Source organism: Streptomyces sp. NPDC102437 (assembly GCF_044765565.1).
Classification (GTDB): Bacteria; Actinomycetota; Actinomycetes; order Streptomycetales; family Streptomycetaceae; genus Streptomyces.
Genome location: NZ_JBIWKI010000071.1, coordinates 1 through 19910 on the forward strand (window position 1 = coordinate 1; position 19910 = coordinate 19910).

Annotated in this window: 21 protein-coding genes and 4 pseudogenes; 20 read left to right on the top strand and 5 right to left on the bottom strand. The window is 67.7% G+C overall.

Annotated elements, in window-relative coordinates:
* Positions 1-152 precede the first annotated feature (152 nt).
* From ACIRJP_RS39355 to ACIRJP_RS39390, 8 genes are all read left to right on the top strand, one after another.
* Positions 153-299: a hypothetical protein gene (locus tag ACIRJP_RS39355; protein WP_404185511.1), complete on the top strand. Its 147-nt coding sequence runs from the start codon at positions 153-155 to the stop codon at positions 297-299.
* 98 nt (positions 300-397) lie between these two features.
* On the top strand, positions 398-673 hold the full coding sequence (locus ACIRJP_RS39360; protein WP_404185514.1) for a hypothetical protein: 276 nt from the start codon (positions 398-400) through the stop codon (positions 671-673).
* On the top strand, positions 633-1175 hold the full coding sequence (locus ACIRJP_RS39365) for a DUF6879 family protein (RefSeq protein WP_404185517.1): 543 nt from the start codon (positions 633-635) through the stop codon (positions 1173-1175). The genes ACIRJP_RS39360 and ACIRJP_RS39365 overlap by 41 nt, the downstream gene beginning before the upstream one ends.
* A gap of 21 nt (positions 1176-1196) precedes the next feature.
* Positions 1197-2045, top strand: a complete 849-nt coding sequence (locus ACIRJP_RS39370; RefSeq protein ID WP_404185520.1) for a helix-turn-helix domain-containing protein — start codon at positions 1197-1199, stop codon at positions 2043-2045.
* 139 nt (positions 2046-2184) lie between these two features.
* Positions 2185-2322: a hypothetical protein gene (locus ACIRJP_RS39375; protein ID WP_404185523.1), complete on the top strand. Its 138-nt coding sequence runs from the start codon at positions 2185-2187 to the stop codon at positions 2320-2322.
* 44 nt (positions 2323-2366) lie between these two features.
* The gene (locus ACIRJP_RS39380) at positions 2367-2843 is read left to right on the top strand and encodes a DUF6415 family natural product biosynthesis protein (protein ID WP_404185526.1); all 477 of its coding nucleotides are present in this window, start codon (positions 2367-2369) and stop codon (positions 2841-2843) included.
* Positions 2844-3006: 163 nt separating this feature from the next.
* On the top strand, positions 3007-3342 hold the full coding sequence (locus ACIRJP_RS39385) for a helix-turn-helix domain-containing protein (protein ID WP_404185529.1): 336 nt from the start codon (positions 3007-3009) through the stop codon (positions 3340-3342).
* Positions 3339-4880, top strand: coding sequence for a hypothetical protein (locus tag ACIRJP_RS39390; RefSeq protein ID WP_404185532.1), 1542 nt, complete (start codon positions 3339-3341; stop codon positions 4878-4880). The genes ACIRJP_RS39385 and ACIRJP_RS39390 overlap by 4 nt, the downstream gene beginning before the upstream one ends.
* 74 nt (positions 4881-4954) lie before the next feature.
* Here ACIRJP_RS39390 and ACIRJP_RS39395 read toward each other — a convergent pair whose 3' ends face one another.
* Positions 4955-5896 (bottom strand): alpha/beta fold hydrolase, encoded by a 942-nt coding sequence (locus tag ACIRJP_RS39395; RefSeq protein ID WP_404185535.1) that lies wholly within the window; start codon positions 5894-5896, stop codon positions 4955-4957.
* Between the two features lie 118 nt (positions 5897-6014).
* Between ACIRJP_RS39395 and ACIRJP_RS39400 the strand changes: the two genes are divergently transcribed.
* A complete protein-coding gene (locus tag ACIRJP_RS39400) occupies positions 6015-6995 on the top strand; it encodes a helix-turn-helix transcriptional regulator (RefSeq protein WP_404185537.1) in 981 nt (326 codons plus the stop codon).
* Positions 6996-7333: 338 nt separating this feature from the next.
* Here ACIRJP_RS39400 and ACIRJP_RS39405 read toward each other — a convergent pair whose 3' ends face one another.
* Complete coding sequence (locus ACIRJP_RS39405) at positions 7334-7897, bottom strand: YdeI family protein (RefSeq protein ID WP_404185540.1); 564 nt, start codon at positions 7895-7897, stop codon at positions 7334-7336.
* Between the two features lie 200 nt (positions 7898-8097).
* Between ACIRJP_RS39405 and ACIRJP_RS39410 the strand changes: the two genes are divergently transcribed.
* On the top strand, positions 8098-8421 hold the full coding sequence (locus ACIRJP_RS39410) for a DUF6233 domain-containing protein (RefSeq protein WP_404185543.1): 324 nt from the start codon (positions 8098-8100) through the stop codon (positions 8419-8421).
* Positions 8422-8527: 106 nt separating this feature from the next.
* Here ACIRJP_RS39410 and ACIRJP_RS39415 read toward each other — a convergent pair.
* A pseudogene (locus tag ACIRJP_RS39415) lies at positions 8528-8671 on the bottom strand (transposase); the annotation flags it as partial.
* A gap of 96 nt (positions 8672-8767) precedes the next feature.
* Between ACIRJP_RS39415 and ACIRJP_RS39420 the strand changes: the two are divergent.
* Positions 8768-10306 carry a transposase gene (locus tag ACIRJP_RS39420; RefSeq protein ID WP_404185546.1) on the top strand — a complete coding sequence of 513 codons (1539 nt, stop codon included), beginning with the start codon at positions 8768-8770 and terminating at the stop codon, positions 10304-10306.
* A gap of 40 nt (positions 10307-10346) precedes the next feature.
* Here ACIRJP_RS39420 and ACIRJP_RS39425 read toward each other — a convergent pair.
* A pseudogene (locus ACIRJP_RS39425) lies at positions 10347-10634 on the bottom strand (transposase); the annotation flags it as partial.
* A gap of 867 nt (positions 10635-11501) precedes the next feature.
* Between ACIRJP_RS39425 and ACIRJP_RS39430 the strand changes: the two are divergent.
* The 5 genes and pseudogenes from ACIRJP_RS39430 to ACIRJP_RS39450 all read left to right on the top strand — a co-directional run.
* On the top strand, positions 11502-12527 hold the full coding sequence (locus ACIRJP_RS39430) for a bifunctional DNA primase/polymerase (RefSeq protein WP_404185567.1): 1026 nt from the start codon (positions 11502-11504) through the stop codon (positions 12525-12527).
* Positions 12524-14047, top strand: coding sequence for a phage/plasmid primase, P4 family (locus ACIRJP_RS39435; protein WP_404185549.1), 1524 nt, complete (start codon positions 12524-12526; stop codon positions 14045-14047). Before ACIRJP_RS39430 ends, ACIRJP_RS39435 begins: the two co-directional genes overlap by 4 nt.
* A 199-nt stretch (positions 14048-14246) precedes the next feature.
* Positions 14247-14633 carry a DUF6009 family protein gene (locus ACIRJP_RS39440; RefSeq protein ID WP_404185552.1) on the top strand — a complete coding sequence of 129 codons (387 nt, stop codon included), beginning with the start codon at positions 14247-14249 and terminating at the stop codon, positions 14631-14633.
* A gap of 107 nt (positions 14634-14740) precedes the next feature.
* Positions 14741-14992, top strand: a pseudogene (locus ACIRJP_RS39445) (DDE-type integrase/transposase/recombinase); the annotation flags it as partial.
* Positions 14993-15073: 81 nt separating this feature from the next.
* Positions 15074-15581, top strand: a pseudogene (locus ACIRJP_RS39450) (integrase core domain-containing protein); the annotation flags it as partial.
* A gap of 84 nt (positions 15582-15665) precedes the next feature.
* Here ACIRJP_RS39450 and ACIRJP_RS39455 read toward each other — a convergent pair.
* A complete protein-coding gene (locus ACIRJP_RS39455; protein WP_404185555.1) occupies positions 15666-16307 on the bottom strand; it encodes a TetR/AcrR family transcriptional regulator in 642 nt (213 codons plus the stop codon).
* Positions 16308-16409: 102 nt separating this feature from the next.
* On the opposite strand from ACIRJP_RS39455, the gene ACIRJP_RS39460 reads away from it, so the two are divergent.
* From ACIRJP_RS39460 to ACIRJP_RS39475, 4 genes are all read left to right on the top strand, one after another.
* On the top strand, positions 16410-17078 hold the full coding sequence (locus tag ACIRJP_RS39460; RefSeq protein ID WP_404185558.1) for a hypothetical protein: 669 nt from the start codon (positions 16410-16412) through the stop codon (positions 17076-17078).
* A 124-nt stretch (positions 17079-17202) separates the two neighbouring features.
* On the top strand, positions 17203-17973 hold the full coding sequence (locus ACIRJP_RS39465) for an MIP/aquaporin family protein (protein WP_404185561.1): 771 nt from the start codon (positions 17203-17205) through the stop codon (positions 17971-17973).
* 188 nt (positions 17974-18161) lie between these two features.
* Positions 18162-18428: a hypothetical protein gene (locus ACIRJP_RS39470; RefSeq protein WP_404185569.1), complete on the top strand. Its 267-nt coding sequence runs from the start codon at positions 18162-18164 to the stop codon at positions 18426-18428.
* A gap of 612 nt (positions 18429-19040) precedes the next feature.
* On the top strand, positions 19041-19571 hold the full coding sequence (locus tag ACIRJP_RS39475; protein WP_404185564.1) for a hypothetical protein: 531 nt from the start codon (positions 19041-19043) through the stop codon (positions 19569-19571).
* The last annotated feature ends 339 nt before the right edge of the window (positions 19572-19910 follow it).

Sequence of the window (19910 nt, forward strand, 5' to 3'; positions counted from 1 at the left end):
AAGCCTCAAGAACTCCCATCATCGCAGGTCACAAGGCACTTCCTCGTTTCCCGAAGAGCCATCCACGGCCGTCACATCGGTGGATCAAGGCTTAGATTCACCGACCAGCTGGGGGAAACCACCGCGCACAGGGTGCCTGGAGCGCTGGTGACGTGTCCGTGCGCGGCACCTGCCACGCCGACGACGTCGCCCGCGCCGAAGCCGCCGAAGCCGTCCGCCTCCAGGCCGCCGCGCCGCCAGAGTCGGAGGACGGCCAGGAGCCGGACCGGGGCCGCGGCTGGTTCGGCCGGCAGCCCTGACGAAGGAGAGCTGGGAGTCGCGGCCTTGACCGAGGGTGCCGGTGCGCGGGACGGTCGTTGCGCAACTGAGCGCAACCGACTCGACACGGGAGTACGCGATGACGTTACGGTTCGTCGGGATCGACCCGAACACTGGAGGCGAGGGATCGCCGACGGTGTGGGTGGAAGAGGAGAGCTCGGATCTGATCTTCCAGGGTGAGGAGGCCGACGCACTCCTCAAGACCGAGGTGGGCTCCACCCAGTGGGTGCCCGGCCACAAGGTCGGGATCCCCCCGCACGAGCGGGTGATCCGGATTCCGGCCCACATGGTGTCGATCGTGAGGGAGGCGTGCGATGCGGCGGAACGAGCTGCTGGACAGCGCGACGTTCGCTGATCTCCTCGCGACCACCCACCACAGCGCCGTCCATCTGGAGATGCGCGACGTCTACGCGGTGGGCGACGAGAGGGACGACTTCGAGGACTTCCTGCGCACCGGCGTCCCGAACCTTGATCCGGCCCGTTCGTTCTGGCCTCAGTGGATGCCGCTCGTTCAGGAGGCAGTCGCCCGCGGCGTGGTGATGCGCCGCGCGCGAATCGTCTCCGAGCCGGTCACCGACTACATCCGCTACGAGCACGCCATCACCCCGCTCAACCTCCAGGCTGGAGAGGACGTGCGCTGGCTGCCCCGCCGCCATGCGAGCGACATCCCGCTGCCCGGCAACGACTTCTGGCTCCTGGACGGCCGCGTCGTGCAGTTCCACCACTTCACCGGCACCGGCGACTGGGCAACGGACGGGAAGGAACGCACCGACGACCCCACCGCGGCCGCGCTGTGCTCCACCGCGTTCGAGACCGTCTGGGAACGCGGTGTTCCCCACCAGAAGTTCACCGTCTGAGCCCCTGGACTGCCCGCGACCATGACCGCCTCTCCCTCCTCCAGCGCGCAGGCCGCCCGCGAGGCGCTCGCCGTGCGGTTGCAGCACCTGCGCAAGGACGCCGGCCTCACCGGGAAGGAACTCTCCGCCCGGTGCGGCTGGCACCCGGCGAAGACGACCAGGATCCAGAAGGGCGACGCCCCGCCCTCGGACACCGACATCCGCACCTGGTGTTCGGCGTGCGGCGCCGACGACCAGGCCGACGACCTCATCGCCACCGCCCGCGCGGTCGACTCCATGTACCTGGAATGGCGCCGCCTGCACCGCAACGGCATGCGCAAGGTCCAGCAGGACTGGAACACCCTGCATGAGCAGACCCGAATCTGCCGGGTCTACGTCTCCAACGTCCCGCCGGGCTTCTTCCAGACCCCCGGCTTCGCCACCGCCCTCATGGAACTGATCACCGCCTTCCAAGGCACCCCCAACGACATCACCGAAGCGGTCGCCGCCCGCATCGCCCGCTCCCGGTTCCTCTACGAGGGCGGACACCGCTACGTCGTCCTCATGGAAGAATCCGTCCTGCGCTACCAAACGGCCGACCCCGAGGCCATGCGCGGGCAGCTCCGCCACCTCCTGGCCGTGATGCCGCTCGCCTCGGTCTCGCTGGGGATCATCCCGTTCACCGCACGGCGCACCGTGTGGCCGCTGGAGGCGTTCTACGTCCACGACGACACCATGGCCGTGGTGGAGACGCTGACAGCGGAGATCAAGGTGACCCAGCCGCGCGAGCTCGCCGACTACGCGAAGGCGTTCACGGGCCTCGCGGAGATGGCCGTGTACGGCGACTCAGCCCGCGCCCTGATCCGGGCCGCGATCGACGCCCTGGAGTGAACCTCCGCAATAACTCGCAACTTGGTTGAAGGCGCGGCCTGTAGCTGCGTAGCGTCGAAGCACCGACGGACCATCAGCCGGAGAGGCGGGGCCGCGTGCACGCACACACCGACATCACCGCCCCGCCCCGGAGGGCCGCATGCTCATCTCGCCCGCCTATGGCGTTCCTTCCCCGGCCCTGCTGGCCCGCGCGGACCGCGGCTACTCACGGTTCCTCGCCCAGCGGACCGAAAACCAGGACGAAAGGGCCGACGACGGCAAGGACACCCTGCGGTGACCGCCGGCCACCCACGCGAGACACCCCCGGCAGCGAGGCCCGCCATGCACCCCAGCACACACACGGTCCTCCACGACCCCGAAGGACTGATCGAAGCCGGGCTCCCCCTCGACCGTGAACCGTACGAGAGCCTCGTCAAAGCCGCCCTCGCCTGGACCGGCGAAGACACGCTCACGACCCGCGACTACGAGCAGATCGCACTCCAGCTCACCGGCCACGCCCGCGCCATCGCCGCCGACGTCCGCCACCGCGCCGACCAACTCCCCAAGAACAGCGGCCCCCGGGCACTCGCCGAGATCGTCCTGGCCGAAGCGGAAGGCCGGCTAGCCGCGAAACTGAAAGGCACCGCCCGCTGCACCCAGAACCGCGCCCGCCTCGTCCGCGCCCTCTACGAACGCCTGGACCGCCTGGAGACCACACCTGCCCCGGAGAAGGGCGCGCCGAACGGCCGCAGGGAGGCCAGTACGAGTACGTCACCACCATCGGCTTCGCCGCCCAGAGCACCCTGTACACCTCTCTGAGCGCCTGTCAGCCGCCCCGGGTCTCCCGCCCGGGGCGGCTTGCGTTTGTACCCCTTCGGCACACGTCACTTCAGGGGAGCTGCCCGCTTCGCGTACATGCAGTGCGGCGGCATCTGGACTCCACCATCGCCGCCGCCCTCCAGACCCAGAACGGGAGGCAAGCATGAAACGCAAGGTCGGCTACACCTGGCGACTGCGCGAGGTCATGGCCCAGCACCAGATCTTCACGGCCACCGAACTGGTGCCGCTGTTGCGCGAACGCGGCATCGACCTCTCCGCCTCCCAGGTGCACCGTCTGGTCTCCGGCACCCCTGAACGCCTGTCGTTGCAGGTCATGGCCGCGCTCTGCGACATCCTGTCCTGCACCCCGGCCGACCTGGTGGACACCACCGCCGAGAACGCCGGCGTCCGCAAGACCGCTACCGGCGACCTTCCTACCCCGCCTTCGAACATCGCGAAGCTCCGCCCCCGCGCGGCCCGCATCCTGCCCGACGCATGACCCGCCCCTACGCCACCGACGAACAGTACGAGCGCTGGTTCATGGCCGATTGCTGCCGATGCGGTCTCCGCAGGCACAAGGCCGGCACCTGGCCGGACGGATACGTCTGCCGGACCTGTTCGGACCGAGCTGTCCGGACACGGGGGATCTGCCCGGGATGCGGCGAGGACCGGGTCCTTCCTGGGCTCCGTCCTGGTGATGGGGCCGCGATCTGCACCACCTGCGCCGGCTTCTCCCAGACCTTCGACTGCTCACGCTGCGGCTTCGAGGGCAAGCTCCTGCGCGGTCGGCTCTGCGAACGCTGCACGCTCACCGACCGGCTCACCGCACTCCTCGACGACGGCACGGGCCGCGTCCGTCCCCCGCTGGTACCGCTGTTGGACCTGCTGGTGACGATGGACAAGCCCGGAAGCGGACTGGCCTGGCTGGACATGCGTCGCGGGCAGCTGGGAAACGCCTCGCAGCTGCTTCGTCGACTCGGCCTGGGCGAGATTCCGCTGACCCATGATGCGTTCCACGAACTCCAGCCCTGGCGGGCAGCCTCCCACCTGGAAGAACTCCTCATGGCCTGCGGAGTCCTGCCCGCGGTCGACAAGCACATCTGTTCTTTCCAGCGCTGGCTCCCCGGCCATCTCGCCGACATCGCCGAACCCGAGCACACCAAGACGATCAAGCTCTTCGCGACCTGGCACGTCCTCCCCGGACTACGGGCCCGGGCCGAGCGGAGCCACATCACACCCAGCATCCGTCGCTTCGCCAGCGAACAGATCAAGTACGCGACCGCCTTCCTGCAATGGCGCGGCGAGCGGAACACCACCCTCGCGTCGTGCGGCCAGGTCGACATCGACGCCTGGTTCGCCGAGCACGCCGAGCACGCCCGCACCCGGCTGAGAGGCTTCCTCAACTGGGCCATGCAGAGCCGTCACTGCCGACGTTCCTTGACCATCCCCACAATGAAGATCTCCCGCCGGCCCGCACTGAGCGAAGACGAACGCCTCGCCGCCCTGGGCAGACTTCTGATCGACACGGAGATACCGATGCGACTCCGCGTCGCCGCAGTCATTGTTCTTCTCTACGCACAGCCGCTGAGCCGCGTCGTCCGGCTCACCCTTGACGACGTCATCCGCAACGGCGACGCAGTGCTGCTACGACTCGGTGAGCCACCCTCGCACGTCCCGGCGCCGGTCGCCGCCCTGCTGCTGGAGCACCTCACGAACCGCGGCAACATGAACACCGCGACCAACCCGACGTCCCGCTGGCTCTTCCCCGGCCGCCGGACCGGCCAGCCGCTCGGCCCCAACCACCTGTCCGCGCTCCTGAACGAGGTCGGAATCCCGATCGCCGCCGCCCGCGGCGCCGCCATCCGACAGCAACTCCTCGAACTGCCCGCACCTGTCGTTGCGGACGCTCTCGGCTACCACGACAAGACCACCAGTCGCCTCCGCAACGAGACCGGCGGCACCTGGAGCCGATACGCCGCCGGAGACCACGGGAGGTCACCGGTCGGCTGGGCACCCAAAACAACCGGCGAGAGTTGATTTCGCGAGCCCATTTGTCATCGGTGTGATGCGAGAACTCGGCCTTCAGGTGATACGAACCGGATCACAGGACACTAGCCCTGCCGTTCCAGCCATTCCGAAATCACCTGGTTGGTTTCTTCTGGCATTTCCTCCTGGATCCAGTGCCCGCAGTCCAGGCCGACCACTTCCACGTTGGGCACGAACTCTGCCAGTCTTTCGAACCTCGGGATCGCGAAGTCCTGGTCGCCGTAAATCATGAGGGTGGGCTGCTTGATGATCGGGTCCGCGTCCGCCAGCTGGTGCCAGTTGCGGTCGAGGTTCCTGTACCAGTTGATGCCGCCCGTGAATCCAGACGTCTCGAACGCGGAGACGTAGACGGCCAGGTCGCTGTCGCTCATGATGGGCTCACCGAGTGGTGTTTCCGCCTCGGCGAGGTTGATAAATGCCATGCCCGGTTCAGGGGGTGCGGGGGGCACGTTCTTCCGGTAGAGGTTGCGGAGGAACTGGGAGGTGTTGGCATCAAATGCGGCGTCCGCGACGCCCGGCTGCCGGTTGAAGTGGACGAAGTAGAAGTCGCCGCCGAGGAAGGTTTCCATGACCTCGATCCACGGCGTTTCTCCGCGCTCCTGGTAAGGCAGGCTCAGGTTGATCAGCTTGTTCACCCGGTCGGGGTGCAACAGGGTCAGTCCCCAGACGACGAACGCACCCCAGTCATGGCCGACGAAGGTGGCGTCCTCGTAGCCATAGTGGTCCAGGAGCGCGACGAGGTCACCCGTCAGGTGTTCGATGTCGTAATCCGTCACCTCGGTCGGGCGGGATGAGTTGCCATATCCCCGCTGGTTCGGTGCGATGACGTGGTAGCCAGCCGCTGCGAGGACGGGCATCTGGTGACGCCAGGAGAAGGCGTGCTCCGGCCAGCCGTGGCAGAGCACGATGGGCTTGCCCTTGTTTTCCCGGCCTGCCTCGAAGACTTCGAGCTCCACACCGTTGACCTGGATGAGGGTGGGCTCGGGAAATTCTGCTTGATTGAACACTGCATTTCCTCTCTCTGGGGGCGTTCGCTGGCGGTCGACCTCCTCGATGAGGTCATGTCGCCAGCTTGCTCCCCAAACCGGTCACGTCATGACCGGTTTTTATGAGAGTTTTGTCAGTATGCGATCCGATCGGCTGGTGGCCATACTCCTCTTGCTCCAACGGCGCGAGCAGGTGACAGCCGCGGAGGTCTCCCGAGAGCTGGACGTCTCCGAGCGCACCGCCCGCCGTGACCTCGACGCCCTGGCCATGGCCGGGGTGCCCGTGTACTCCGTGCAGGGCCGAGGCGGCGGCTGGCGCCTCGTGGGCGGCGCTCGTACCGACCTGTCCGGGTTGACCGCCAGTGAGGCACGCGCCTTGTTCCTGGCTGTCGGTCCGGCCTCGGATGCGACGCCGGCGATGAAGGCAGCTCTGCGCAAGCTCGTCCATGCTCTACCGAAGCCCTTCCAGGTTCAGGCCGAGGCAGCGGCGGCGTCGCTGGTCGTAGACCCGCAGCGATGGGGGGCGAGCCGGATCGAGCACCGGCCGCCTCGCTTCCTCGACGAACTCCAGGACACGGTGATCCGCGGCGTCCAGGTGTCGCTCGGCTACGTCGACAGCAAAGGCGTCGAAACCCGGAGAACCGTCCACCCGCTGGGCATCGTCGCCAAAGGTCCTGTGTGGTACCTCGTCTCCAACACCGAGACCGGCCGACGGGTCTTCCGGATCGACCGTGTGTCGTCCGCCGACCCGACCGGCGACCCTGTGCACCGCCCCGGGGACTTCGACCTTGCCGAGAGCTGGAACGAGATCGCCAAAGAGGTCGATCGCAAACGAACGCCGCTGGAGGTCCAGGCGGTATGCACACCCGACGGGATAGGCATCCTACGGATGGCGCTCGGCGACCGGCTCGACGTGGAAGGTTCCACGACCGACGGCCGCATCGAGGTCGTGATCCGCGGCCCCAACGAGTACATCCTCGCCGGCGAGCTCTCCGGGCTGGTCGAATGGGTCGAGGTGACCGGCCCTCCGAGTGTCCGAGACCGCCTGGCCTCGATCGGCAACGCCCTCGTCGAACGATACGGTCGGCCGCGCACCAGCGGAGACCTTCACCCGTCTTGAAGCGGACGAGGCAGGGCTTCGAGAACAGTTCCGCTCAATAGCGTGGGTTTGCCCGTTCCGGCAGACGCCCGGTCACGAGTCGGCGGGTACGCCGGCCTGGCTCGCCGCGGGTGGGCCGTCTCGTGCCGGGCCAGCATCGCCACGCGCTCGGCGAGCTTCCGGGGCCGAGGTCGCGGCGGGCGGTGCAGGCTGTGGTGGCGGCTGGCGCCTCGTGGGCGGCGGTGTCGATCGCCGACCGTGTGCTTGGGCGCCGAAAGGGCAAGCCCGACGGGTTCCTGGAGCGGCAGGTCCCGCGCCGGACGGCTACGCGATCGCGCTCGGCCTGTTCGAGCGGCCCCTCAGGTTCCAGGCCGCCGGAACGGCTTGAGCCGCACCCCCTCCAGGCTGTCGGCGATCAGCTGGTCCAACCGCCGCTCCCGAGTCTCGTCCCGCTTGGCACTGATCACATGGTGGATAGCCGACTTGCGGTAGGACGGCGCCTGCCCACTGAACCACTCCCACGCCTGCGGCTCGGCTTGGAAGCGAGCCAGCTGCGCCGCCTCGAACTCCCAGACCGGCTTCTCCTCGCACTCCCGGTCACGGGCTTCGAACACCGCGATGCCGGCCGGCCGCATGAGCCCCTGCGCGGTCAGCTCCTCGATCTTGCGGAGGTTGACCTGGCTCCAGTTGCTGCGCGGCCTGCGCGGGGTGAACCGGATCGACCAGGAGAAGTCGTCGATCGGGCTCTGCCGGCCGTCGATCCAGCCGTAGCACAGGGCCTGGTCGACCGCCTCCGACCAGCTCAGGGTGGGCTTGCCCGTTCCCTTCTTCCACATGCCCACCCGGCATTCGGAGGCAGTCGCGTGGTGCTCCTCCAGCCAGTCCCGGAACTCCTCAGGACTTGAGAAGAAGATTGGCTCCATGCGCGCTGCTCCTTGTCGGTCGTCTCGCCGGCTCCATTGAACCTGTCGGGTACGACAATCCGAGAGTCTCACCGCGCCACCCGGGGTCTGCGCCGGGGTGTCATCACCATGACGGGCAGCCTGCCGCTGGGCCGAGCCGCGGACCGGTGTCCCAGCCCCGTTCTCGCGCGGTGCATGGGTGGCAACCGACGAGTGCTGAGTTGACAATCCAGATTCCACAGAATGGAGCGGCAGCTACAGTAACCATCTGGATCGGGCACGTCCGCGCAGCCATCGCAGCAGCCGAGCAGCAGGAGCTCGAAGGGCGGCAGGGGCAGGAACGGCGGCCGCCCACCCCGGACTGGATCGTGGAGCTCGGCATGGGCCAGGGCAGTCCCCCGACCGAGGTGCACGCCGGCCACTGCCACGCCGCAGGCAAGCGGCGCCAGGTCATCGACCGCGACCAGGCCCGCGCCCTGCTCGCCGACGGAATCCGGGCCTGCGTGCACTGCCGGCCGGACACCTCCCTCGGCGTGCTCGGATAGCGCCGAGATCAGGCCCCCGAGGCTTCCGCATCGGCGTCGCCCTCCACCCCGTCCCCGGCAGCCCTGATCCCGGTTGCGGTTCATTCGCACCGCGTCAGCTTGGAATTTATCCTCGTCGGGCTCGGTGTTCCTTGATCGATTCGGCGCGTTTGACCGTCTTTCCGACGTCGTGACGTGTGGCCCGCTGCTTGTTCCTCGAGCCGGGAGGCCGTCCCGGGCCTGGCTTGGACGGTTTCGGTGCGGCCGCTGGGCGACGGGAGGCTGTCGCACGGTTCCCGCCGGGTGAAGGTCAAGAGCGATTCGCTGTTCGGTTCCGAGGGCCGAGGAGGCATCGGAGCCTTGGCTGATGGAACGGAACTTCTTGTCGTGCGACCGTGAACGTGATCTTGAGATGCCGCGGGATGTGCGGAACTGGCTGCCACCCGAGCACCTGTGCTGGAAGGTGCTCGACGTGGTCGAGCTGCTCGACCTGTCGGCGTTCGAGAACAGCTACCGAGACGACGGACGAGGCGGGGCGGCCTACCCTCCCGCGAGCCTGGTGGCATTGCTCCTGTACTGCTACAGCAAGGGAATACGCTCCTCCCGCCGCATCGAGCAGGCGTGTTGGGACGATGTGGGCTGCCGGATCCTCACCGGGAACCGCCGAGTGGACCACTCCACCGTCGCGCGGTTCGTTCGGCGCCATCGTGCCGCCTTGAACTCGCTGTTCGTGCAGGTCCTGGCACTGTGCGGCCGACGCGGACTGGTCGATCTTTCGGCGGTGGCCGTGGACGGCTCACCGATGGCAGCGAACGCCTCGCGGGACGCCAACCAGCGGCTCCAACGCCTGCAGGAGACCGTCTCCCGGTGCGAGAGGGAGATCAACGCTCTGATGGAAGACGTTGTCGACCACGCTCTGAACGTCGAGGCTGACGGGACGGTGCTCCAGGACGACAACGAGAGCACGTGCGACAACTGGCCTCGCCTGTCCCGCTTGTGCGACCGGCTCGCCCGGGCCCGCCTTGCCAGGGACAGACTGCACGAACGGGCCCTGCCTTCACCCACCGAGATCCGGATCAAGGTCGAGGCCGCCGAGCGGATGGTGGCCCGCGCGGAGAAGCGCCTGGCTGCCGAGACCGCAGCTCACCAGGAGAAGCTGAACAAGTACGGGCTCCGGGCGCGAGAAGACCGTGCGGCAGGACGCCGCGGAGCCAACGGCCGACCGCCAGTCCCGATGGAGCGCAAGACTGTCCTCATCCGCCAGCGCGAGCGACTGACGAGGATGCGGGCCTGGCTGGAGCGGGCCCGCACACCCCGGCCGGTCCCCTCTCCGGGGTCCCGCGCCTGCCTGAGCGACCCCGACTCCCGGCTGATTCCCGGCAAACGTGGCGGCTACCTGCAGGGATACAACATCCAGATCACGTGCGCCCGCCGGCAATTCCTGCTGGCCATCGAAGCGCACGACAATCCCTCGGACCGAACGGCCCTCCTCCCAATGGTGAAAAAGACACAGCAGAATCACCAGACCGCAGAACTCCCCGGCGACATCGAACTCTGGCTCGCCGACAGTGGGTACGCCTCCGCCGCCGCCTTCGAGGCCCTCGCGGACCTCCCGCTGTTGGTCTCGGTCACCAGCGACGCCGACCAGGCCGGCTTCCCCGCGAAACGCCAGCAGGCCCCTGCCGGCCAACAGGACATGGCAGCCCGCCTGGCCACCCCGACAGGACGGGCCCAATACCGTCAACGAAGTGCCCTGGTCGAGCCGGGATTCGCCCAGCTCTTCCAACGATTCGGACGGCACCTCAACTACCGCGGCCGCCAGGCGGTCGACGCCGAAATCAAGCTCCTCGGGACGGTGCACAACCTCAACAAGCTCATCAGTCACATGCCCAAGAACCGCTCTTGACCTTCACCCGGCGGGAACCGTGCGACAGCCTCGCGGTAGTCGGGCGGATGTTGCGAAACCCCCGCCGCACCCGGGCAGGGGTGAGGCGGCGGGGCTCGGCGGGCCGCTCCCAGGGGCGGCGGAGGTCCTCGGCCAGCGGCCGGGCAAGGCGGAGTTGGGCGTGGGCGACGATGATGAGCCAGGTCCACAGGTCGGCGCTGTCGGCGTGGCGGATCTTCGGGGCGGTCCAGCCGAGCGTCTGCTTCAGGAGCCTGAAGGTGCGCTCCAGGTCGAATCTGCGGAGGAACGACTGCCACCAGCGGTTCACATCCGCGCCGGTGGCACTACTGCGACCCAGCCTCCCGGGGGCGGGCCGGCTTCGGGGATGCCCGCCCGGGCTCCTGGACGGGCTGGCTGCCTTCAAGCGGCTGATGAGGGACCACCGGAAGCCGTCCGCGTTCCTGCGCGCCGGCGCGGGCACCGCGACTGCCTCCTATGGCTACCCGGATCGCCTTCAGTCCCTGCCCTTCAGTCCCTGGAGAAAAGACCAGGTCAAGGTGCATGTGAGACCCGCGCCAGGGACTGAAGGGACTCAAAATCTTAGTTATAACGCCGTTACGTGCCTGCGCGTACGCGGGCGTATGAGTCCAACCTCTCCCATCACAGGCTGGCTCATAATTAGAGATTTGAGTCCCTTTAGTCCCTGACGGGCTGTGGGAACCAGCGCTGACCTGGGGGAATGGGTAGGGACTGAAAGGAGGGACCGAGTGCTTCTCCCCGGATTTTTGGCCCTGTCCCGGGGGTCCCTTTTGCTGGAGGGACCCCCGCATCCGACTGAAGTTGCCACCCTGTCGGGGCCGGGAGCGGGATGCGGCAACGCATGAACAGTCCCTGAAACGCATTGTCTAAAACGGTACTTACTATCTCTTTCTTGGGTACTTCTGCTGGCCTGGAAGAGCTTGAAGGGACTCAAGGGACTGAAAATCAGATAGCGGCACGCGGGGGAGCCGACGGGACTGGCGAGGGGTACACGCCTACACTCATCCCGAAAGACAGTCCCTTCGGTCCCTGCTGAACAAGTTGAAAGCCCTGTGACCAGCGGTTTTTAGTAGGGACTGAAACCCTTTACGACCGGACCGACAAGGAAGACCGAGTGCGGCGCCACGGTGAGACGAGCTTTGAAGCTCCCCCTGCCAGGTCTGTGCCGTCGCTTGCCCTGGCCCGCTGGTGTGCGGACAACGGCTGGCCCGTCCATCCCTTGGCCCCCGGCCGCAAGACCCCAGCCGGGAACTGTCAGGACTGCAGGGACCGGCACCACGATCCCCGAACCTGCCCCTGTCTCCCGGCCGGGCGCCCCTGCCACGGCTTCCACGCAGGAACCACCGACCGTCACCACATCGAGAAGTGGTGGACCGACAGGCCCCGGTCAGGTGTGGGCGTGGCCTGCGGACCGGCCGACCTGGTTGTCATCGACATCGACGCCCACTCCGCCCCGGTCCCCGACCGCAGCCGTCTCCTTCCGGGCATCTCGATCCACGAATCGGTCAACCTCGCCGGCCTGGCATCCGGATTCGACACGATGGCGCTGCTCGCCGCGTTCCGCCAGCAGCCCAACCCTGCAGAAGACGAGACCACCTTGCGCGTGCGTACCCCGTCGGGCGGCCTCCACGTTTGGTACCGCAACCCCACTCCCGCTATCCGATACCGTTCCTCGGCCGGCTCCAGCCCCAAGGTCGCGCTCGCCTGGCAGGTCGACGTACGGGCAGAAGGCGGATACATCGTCGCTCCGACGACCAGGACTTCCCAGGGCAGCTACGAAGCCCTGGGCGCCGCCCGCAGACCCGCTCCGCTGCCGTCCTGGCTGGCTATGGAGCTGACTCGCACAGGACACGTCCTGTCCCCGCCAGTGCCGAAAGCCCAGCCGTCCCCCCATATCCCCGGGGCACGGCAGACACCGCGCCCGAAGTCGGCGCACAGACTCTTGGACCGGCTCATCGCCGAGGTCATCCAGTGCGCGGCAACAGCGCAAGGGGCCGGCTTCACCGAGAAACTCAACCGGGCCGCGTTCACCGCCGGCGGCCTGGCCGCCGCAGGGCACATCGAGGAACTCACCGTCCGGGAACTCCTCACCGCTGCCGCAGACAAGTCCCGTCCCTGGCAGATGTGCCGCAACGAGAAGATCATCCACGACGGTCTCGCAGCCGGGGCCGCCCGACCGCTCCACCTCAAAGGACGTTCATGAGCGCCGAGAGCACGCGCTTCGACGCAACTGCCGCCGCTCAGCAGATGCTTGACCTCGAAGCCCAAAAGCCCGCCCTTGCCCTGCCGTCGCAGGCAGCCCCGGTCACATCCATGGCGTCAGGAGCATGGACCTCACCGGGGCAGATGCCCGGCACGCTCACCGACCGCGGCAACGCGAAGCTGTTCGTCCGTCTCTACCGTGACCAGTTCCGCCACGTGGAAGGCCTGGGCTGGTACTGCTGGGACGGCTACCGGTGGAAAAGGTCCGGCGGCGAGAAGGCGGCGCTGTGGGCGGCGGGAGAGATGGCCGAGGAGATGCCGGACACCGACCACCGGGGCGTCTTCAGCGACCGGGAGCTGCATCTCCACAAGAAGCGCACCCTGTCGACCACCGGCATGAAAGCCCTGCTGACCCAGGCCAAAGCTTCCCCGGATCTCTCCGTCGACCCGGACACTCTCGACGGCGATCCCTACGCCCTGTGCACCCCGCAGGGCGTGGTCGACCTCAAGACCAGCCGGCTCCGAAAGCCAGACCCCACCCGCGATTTCCACTCGCGAGCCACCAGCGTCGCCCCTCAGAACATGCCCACCCCCCGGTGGCACCGTTTCCTGGCCGATACCTTCGGAGACGACGCCGAGGGCCAGGAAATGATCGACTTCCTGCACCTGCTGCTCGGTTACTCCATCACCGGCGACGTCGGAGCCCAAGTCCTTCCCTTCCTCCACGGACAGGGCAAGAACGGCAAATCCGTCCTCCTGGACGTGATGATTCAGATCCTCGGCGACTACGCCGATGCCGCTCCGCCCGGCTTCCTCATGGACCGAGGAGCATTCTCCGAACACTCCACCGAGCTCACCGAACTCCACGGCCGCCGCCTTATCGTCTGCAGCGAACTCAAACCGAGCGACCGCTTCGACGAAGCCCGGGTCCGCCTCCTGACCGGCGGAGACAAGATCAAAGCCCGCCGCATGCGCCAGGACTACTTCTCCTTCACCCCCACCCACCACCTCTGGCTGCTCGGCAACCACCGCCCCGAGGTTTCCACCGGCGGCTTCGCATTCTGGCGCCGCATCCGCCTGCTCCCCTTCGAGCGGATCGTCCCCGACGAACGGAAGATCGACAACCTCGCCGTCGAACTCGTCGCCGACGAAGGCCCCGGCATCCTGCACTGGCTCACCGAAGGCGCCCGCCGCTACCTCACCACCCGGGACACCCTCGCCGGCCCCGACCGGGTCCGCATCGCCACCACCGCCTACGCCAACACCGAAGACCACATCGGGCGATTCCTCACCGAGTGCTGCATCCATGACCCCGAAAAGCCAGAACTCCGCGTTGAACAAGGACTGCTCTACACCTCCTACAGCACCTGGTGCGCCACCAGCGAAGGCATCCGCCCCGCCACCACACGCACCTTCGCCACCCGAGTCCGCCAAGAAGTCGGCCTCGCCTCACCCGCAGACATGATCAAGTCCAACGGCCGAAAGTTCTACCCCAACCTCGCCCTGGCAGCCGAACAATGAACAACACCCCCACCCCGCAGCCCACCCACGCCCGGCAACACCCCCTACACCCCAAACCCGGCCCCGCCTACGATGGAGCAGCGGTCCTCCGGCCACAGCAGCACGCTCCAACGGCAGCCCGGCCCCCGCAACCGAACAACGAAACGCAACCCAGGCACCACAGCGACCGGTGCACGTGGACAAATGAGAGGCCGAGGCCATGAGCTCGCTACTGACCGACGGCGACCTCGCCCACGAAGCCCACGTGGTGTGGCTCGAAGACATCAAACACCTCGACTACGTCCGCCAGGCCCTCGACAAAACCCCCCGCCGACGCAGCAAACCCCGCTACGCCCGCGACGGGCGCATGATCGGATACATCGAACTCGACGCCACGGCCGAAGCCGACCCGGACAGCGGGCTCTACCGGCGCCGCGTGTTCTTCCTCCTGCCTCACGACCGGGACTCCGACCCCGATGGCGTCTACCGCCAGGGAGCGCCAGGCGAAGCCGTCGACCCACGAACCATTCAGCCCAACAAGGTCGGAGAGAAAACACGGCGCTCACAGCACGGCACGGCAACAGCCATAGCGTCGACCGGCTCGTAACCCGTACCACATGCCGCCGCAGGACCGCTGCCATGTCGTGCAAAGGCCCGTCGCGAAGATCACCCGATCCGACCCGATCACCGACAGACGAGCCTGGGACGGTGGGCCCCGGGGTGGTTGTCACCGACACGTTCCGTTCCTACCGCGCGGCCCACCGCGAGGTCATGCCCTCGGTCGAGCACCGTTCCCACAAGGGCCTGAACAACCGGGCCGAGAACTCCCAGCAGCCCACCCGGCAACGCGAACGCGCCATGAAGGGCTTCCGTAGCGTCGGCGGAGCCCAGCAGTTCCTGTCCGCGTGCAGCGGCATCTCACCCCACTTCCGACCCCACCGCCACCTGATGACAGTTCCCGGCTAGCGAGCCGAGATGACCATGCTTTGCCATCCGGGATCGGGTCACCGGCGTCGCCGGTCTGCCTGCCGCGGCCTGAGCACGGAGCCCGACGGCGGCGGCCACAAGGCCCCTGGGCCGCCAGGCCGGCCGGGCCACCCGCTCCGCCATGGGCTTCGACTACGTCCACTCCGCCGTCGACGACCACTCCCGCCTCGCCTACAGCGAGATTCACCCCGACGAGAAGGCCGCTACCTGCGCGGGCTTCCTGACCCGCGCGGCCGCGTTCTTCCACGGCCATGGCATCACCCGCATCGAACGGGTCCTGACCGACAACGCCTGGGCCTACCGCAAGGGCCTGGCCTGGAAGGCCGCCCTCACCGAACTTGGCGCGGCCGGCAAGCTCACCCGGGCCTACCGGCCACAGACCAACGGCAAGGTCGAACGCTTCAACCGCACCCTGCTCGACGAATGGGCCTACCTACGGCCCTACACCTCCAACACCGAGCGCACCGAAGCCCTGGCAGACTTCCCCCACACCTACAACCACCACCGCTGCCACACCGCACTGGGCGGACACCCACCCATCAGCCGTGTCAACAACGCTACGGGAAGGGCGACCTGCCACGGGAAAGGCCGGCGCTCGCCCGGCTGGTCCGACACGAAGCCGCCCTCCCCGAACAACACCGTGCCGGCGGGCTCAGTCGGTCGTGTTCGGGCGGTCGGCGGCGGCGACGAGGTCGGCGAAGGTGAGCGGTTCGCCCGGGGCAGGGGAGGGAGCCGGTGCGGCCTGCGTGGTCAGGCCGTCGAGGGCAAGGTCGAGATGGTGGTGCAGCAGCGTGCCGTCCGCGTCGAGCCGGGAGAGACCGCCGGGCAGGGGGCGGGACAGGCGGATCGACAGGAGGATCAGGTCCCCCGCCCCCACCTCGGGGCGCAGCCGGCCGGATTCGTGCGCCGCGCGGATCAGGTCGTCGAGCGCCCCCGATGTGCGGGTTCGACTTTCGATCAACTCCTGGTCGACAACGAGCCGTTCGAGCAACACCGGGATCACCGCGCCCATCCGGAGGTCGGCTGCCGCGTGGACGAAGCGCCGCACCGCGTCGTACGCGTCACCCTCCTCCCGTGCCGCCTGGTGGGCCGCGGCCTCAAGGCGTGAGAGCAGGTCACCGGTGAGGTCACGCACGAGTGCCTCGCGGTCGGCGTAGCGACGGTAGAGCGTGGCCGGCCCCACACCCGCCCGGCGCACGATCAGGTCCAGCGGGGCGTCCAGGCCCCGCTCCAGGAACACGTCGCGGGCGGCATCCAGGATCCGTCGTCTGCTGCGTTCGGCGTCCGCCCGCATGAGATCCACCTTCCATCAATGAAGCGGAGAATTTCTCTCCGTCTATGCTAGCGTGCCGTAGTCGGAGAAAATCTCTCCGTTTCCCTTGGAAGGGGCTTCGCCATGAACACTGGCGCGCTGAATGTCCGCACTGTCATCGACGGTGTCGAGTACGGGGACGATGCCGTTCGGCAGTGGGAACTGGACCGTTCACGGGCGGCGCTCACCCTGCTGAAGCAGCGGATCGGGGATGAGCGGATGCGGGAACTCATCGCCCCCGATCTCGCTGCGTCAGACGCGGTGATGGCACCGCTTCCGAACGGGGCCGGAGGAGCCTGGCGGTCGGCCGTCACCGAAATGACGGTCGCCGGGATCGACGCTGACCGGTTCCTCACCTGGTGGCAGGGCCGGCTCGCGGGCGGTGACCGGTCCGCGCTGCTGTCCGCCAACCCCGAGCACTACCTCGCCGACTCCAGCGGCGGAGTGGTCGAGATCATCGAGACCATAGGATCCGGCCCCCTCCGGTTCTTCCTCACCTTCCACGACGGCGTCGAAATCGCGGACGAGGGCCATGAGGAGTACCCCGTACGCATCGGTGGCACCGGACGCCTCGGTGACGGCACGGAGATCGCCCGCGTCATGCATGAGTTCGGCGACAGCCCCGACGGCTTGCGCATCCGTCTGACCATCCAGTTCCCGGCCAACACCCCTGAGCACGTCTTCGTCGGACATCAGTGGCACTTCGCCTGCGAGTTCACCAATTGGCTGGAAGGCGCGCACGCCCAGGCGTGAGCTCCTTCCGCACGCAGGCGGGGATCCCCTGGCGATCAGGGGATCCCCGCCGCCAAGGGGAACCCCGCGCCCCGGCCTCTCCTCGGCGCGGCCCGGCGAACAGCGATTCTCGAGGACCACGTTCATGACAACCACAACTCCGGCCGCGCCGGCGCAGGCCAACCCGCCCACCACCGCAGAATCCGGCATCCTGCGTCGCGCAGCCTGCGAATTCGGCCTCACCGGCATTCTGCTGTTCTTCGTCGTCACCGGCGTGCGCTGGCTTATCGCACCCGACTCACCGATCTCCATCCATGACATCCACTACGCCCTCGCCATCCTTGGCATCACCATCGGGGTACTTCTCATGGTGTTCATGACGTCCCCACCCGGCCGACGGTCCGGCGGACACCTCAACCCCGCCGTCACCATCGCGCTGTGGCGGCTCGGCGCCTTCCCGGCCCGCGCCGTCGTCCCCTACGTCACGGCCCAACTGGCCGGCTCCGTCGCGGGAACTGCGCTCGGCAGACTTGCCTGGGGACCGGCAGTCTCCCGCGTCCCCGTCGGCTACGCGACCGTCCACGCCGACCCGGCATGGAACGCCACCGCGATCCTCACAGCGGAGACCGGAGTCCTCGTCCTGCTGACCATGATGCTCTCCGTGCTCCTGGCACACCCGGCCGGCCGCAGACTGCTCCCCTGCGCGGTGGGCCTCGCCACCGCGGTCATCATCGCGATGCTGGGTCCCCTCAGCGGCGGATCGGCCAACCCGGCACGACAGTTCGGCCCGGCGCTCCTGGCCCAGGACACCACCCACCTGTGGATCTACCTACTCGCTCCGGTGCTCGGCGCGGTGCTGGGAGCAGCCCTCGTGGCTCTGGCCAAACCCCGGACCGCACAGCGGACCCAGTGCTGACAGAGAGGGAAATCACCAATCGGCTATCGCGGCGGACCGGAACGCCGGACCCACGCCGCAGTGTCTCGCGGGAGCCGATGCCGAGCTTGTCGGTGACCGCCTGCAGGGCAGCCGTCTCGTTCGGGTAGTCGTCGCGCACCTCGGCGACCATGCGCACCGCTCGACGGCGGAGCCCTCCCTGACCTTCGCTGACCCATGCCCGCGAGTGGACGGACGCCTTCGTCACCTACTACAACCACGACCACAGACACTCCGGGATCGGCCTGCACACCCCCGCCTCCGTCCACTTCGGCACCGCAGAGGAAGTCCGCGACCAGCGGGCCTTCGCTCTCGCCGAGGCATACGAGCGCCACCCCGAACGCTTCGCCCGCCGACCGAAGCCACCCGAGATACCCGGCCAGGTCTGGATCAAAGACCCGGCCAAACGCAGAGAACCCGAACCACAAGGTTCATAGCACCGCGAACGTCTCATTTGACTTGACAACTACCGGAGCGATAGCCGCCCAGCACGGTGCCCCCGACCAGCCCTTGGTCGGGGGCACCGGTGCGTCAGACGCGCCCGGTCACCACCAGGGAGGTCCCTCACCCGGTGGGAAGCAGTTCCTCGGGCACGCCCTGTACGGCCGTCCACATGCGGTTCACGTTCGGCGGCCGCAGTGGTCGCGGCGACGGGCAGCGCCAGGTCCTCGGGCATCAGCGAGGAGAGCTTGAGGACGGAGACGGCCCCGTAGAGCGGCCTGGGACCTGATAACGCAGGAGCGCGTCCTGGTGTTGTGCGCGATACGCAGCCCCGGATCGGCATCGTCATCTCGCGACTGCCCGTAACCCGGTTGCGAACTACAAAGAGGGCCTGCATAGGGTGGCCCCACCGATCATTGCATCTGGGGGCGATCGGATAGTCGAGCGCTGCGCATAGCGAGGCTCACAAGGGTGGTCACCGTGCTCGTGATGTGTCTCGCTTTTACTGAGTCACAGCAGTCCTGACGCCATGCCGCCTTGGGCCCGAGAGTTCCCTGCGCACCGCACTGCGCGTGATGATCCTGCCGAACACGACCTTAAGGGGATCCATGAGAATAGCGCGCGCCCTGACTGCTGGTGCTGCTACGGTGGCACTGGTTACGGGAGTCACGGTCCTCGGCACCGGCGCCGCGTCGGCCGCCAGCTACCGCTGCACGACGTCGAGCAAGACCATCGACCACCCCGGAAGCACCGCCACCTGGGACGACTTCGACTTCAAGGTGACGACCTGCGCCAAGCGGGAGGGTGGCTACATCTACACCAAGTTTACGGTCAACGTGGACGGCCCGCCCGGATTCTCCGGCTACAACGTCGTCAACAGCGACACCCGCGGCCTGATCCAGACCAAGAAGAGCGTGTCCGGGACGGACCCCGTGGTCCGGTACTCGTACGGAACCGGCCTGTACAGCAAGATGAACAACCTCGACGGCTGGGGCAACACGTCGTACACGAGCCCGACGGTGAAGCACAAGCCCGCGAGCGGCTACCGGTACCTCGGTGACAGCGTCCTACAGATCGACTGGAAGGACGACGGCGCCGGGTTGAAGTCTTATAGCTTTTCCGCCTCGCCGACCGTCTGACACTCAAACACTCAGTGCCCGCCCCCCCGCTTATGGGGGCGGGCACTGTGCGTTCTGTGCGACATCCCGCGGTGCGCCACAAGGCGCTATGAAATCGAGTGAGGGTGAAAGGACCTCACCGCCGGTCAGTCGCAGTTGGCCGGTGAAGCTGGGGGCAGCCGAAGTGCGGAAACGCGCGCGACGGTGAGAGCAGCCCCGACAACGTACGGGACGGGTCGGCACTGTCAGATGACCCGGGTCCGGTTACTGAGGTTTTCGTGTTGTCGTCGGGGAGTGACGGTTCATGATCCCTGCGGTATGCCGGTGGGATGAGGTATCCGGAGGGTGGGGGCCTGACCG

Excerpts from the sequence above, each read along its gene's own strand:
- ACIRJP_RS39365 (WP_404185517.1), top strand. The coding sequence starts at position 633 with ATGCGGCGGAACGAGCTGCTGGACAGCGCGACGTTCGCTGATCTCCTC.
- ACIRJP_RS39460 (WP_404185558.1), top strand. The coding sequence starts at position 16,410 with ATGAACACTGGCGCGCTGAATGTCCGCACTGTCATCGACGGTGTCGAG.
- ACIRJP_RS39385 (WP_404185529.1), top strand. The coding sequence starts at position 3,007 with ATGAAACGCAAGGTCGGCTACACCTGGCGACTGCGCGAGGTCATGGCC.
- ACIRJP_RS39375 (WP_404185523.1), top strand. The coding sequence starts at position 2,185 with ATGCTCATCTCGCCCGCCTATGGCGTTCCTTCCCCGGCCCTGCTGGCC.
- ACIRJP_RS39465 (WP_404185561.1), top strand. The coding sequence starts at position 17,203 with ATGACAACCACAACTCCGGCCGCGCCGGCGCAGGCCAACCCGCCCACC.
- ACIRJP_RS39455 (WP_404185555.1), bottom strand. The coding sequence starts at position 16,307 with ATGCGGGCGGACGCCGAACGCAGCAGACGACGGATCCTGGATGCCGCC.
- ACIRJP_RS39370 (WP_404185520.1), top strand. The coding sequence starts at position 1,197 with ATGACCGCCTCTCCCTCCTCCAGCGCGCAGGCCGCCCGCGAGGCGCTC.
- ACIRJP_RS39360 (WP_404185514.1), top strand. The coding sequence starts at position 398 with ATGACGTTACGGTTCGTCGGGATCGACCCGAACACTGGAGGCGAGGGA.
- ACIRJP_RS39380 (WP_404185526.1), top strand. The coding sequence starts at position 2,367 with ATGCACCCCAGCACACACACGGTCCTCCACGACCCCGAAGGACTGATC.
- ACIRJP_RS39440 (WP_404185552.1), top strand. The coding sequence starts at position 14,247 with ATGAGCTCGCTACTGACCGACGGCGACCTCGCCCACGAAGCCCACGTG.
- ACIRJP_RS39400 (WP_404185537.1), top strand. The coding sequence starts at position 6,015 with ATGCGATCCGATCGGCTGGTGGCCATACTCCTCTTGCTCCAACGGCGC.
- ACIRJP_RS39405 (WP_404185540.1), bottom strand. The coding sequence starts at position 7,897 with ATGGAGCCAATCTTCTTCTCAAGTCCTGAGGAGTTCCGGGACTGGCTG.
- ACIRJP_RS39420 (WP_404185546.1), top strand. The coding sequence starts at position 8,768 with ATGGAACGGAACTTCTTGTCGTGCGACCGTGAACGTGATCTTGAGATG.
- ACIRJP_RS39475 (WP_404185564.1), top strand. The coding sequence starts at position 19,041 with ATGAGAATAGCGCGCGCCCTGACTGCTGGTGCTGCTACGGTGGCACTG.
- ACIRJP_RS39390 (WP_404185532.1), top strand. The coding sequence starts at position 3,339 with ATGACCCGCCCCTACGCCACCGACGAACAGTACGAGCGCTGGTTCATG.
- ACIRJP_RS39435 (WP_404185549.1), top strand. The coding sequence starts at position 12,524 with ATGAGCGCCGAGAGCACGCGCTTCGACGCAACTGCCGCCGCTCAGCAG.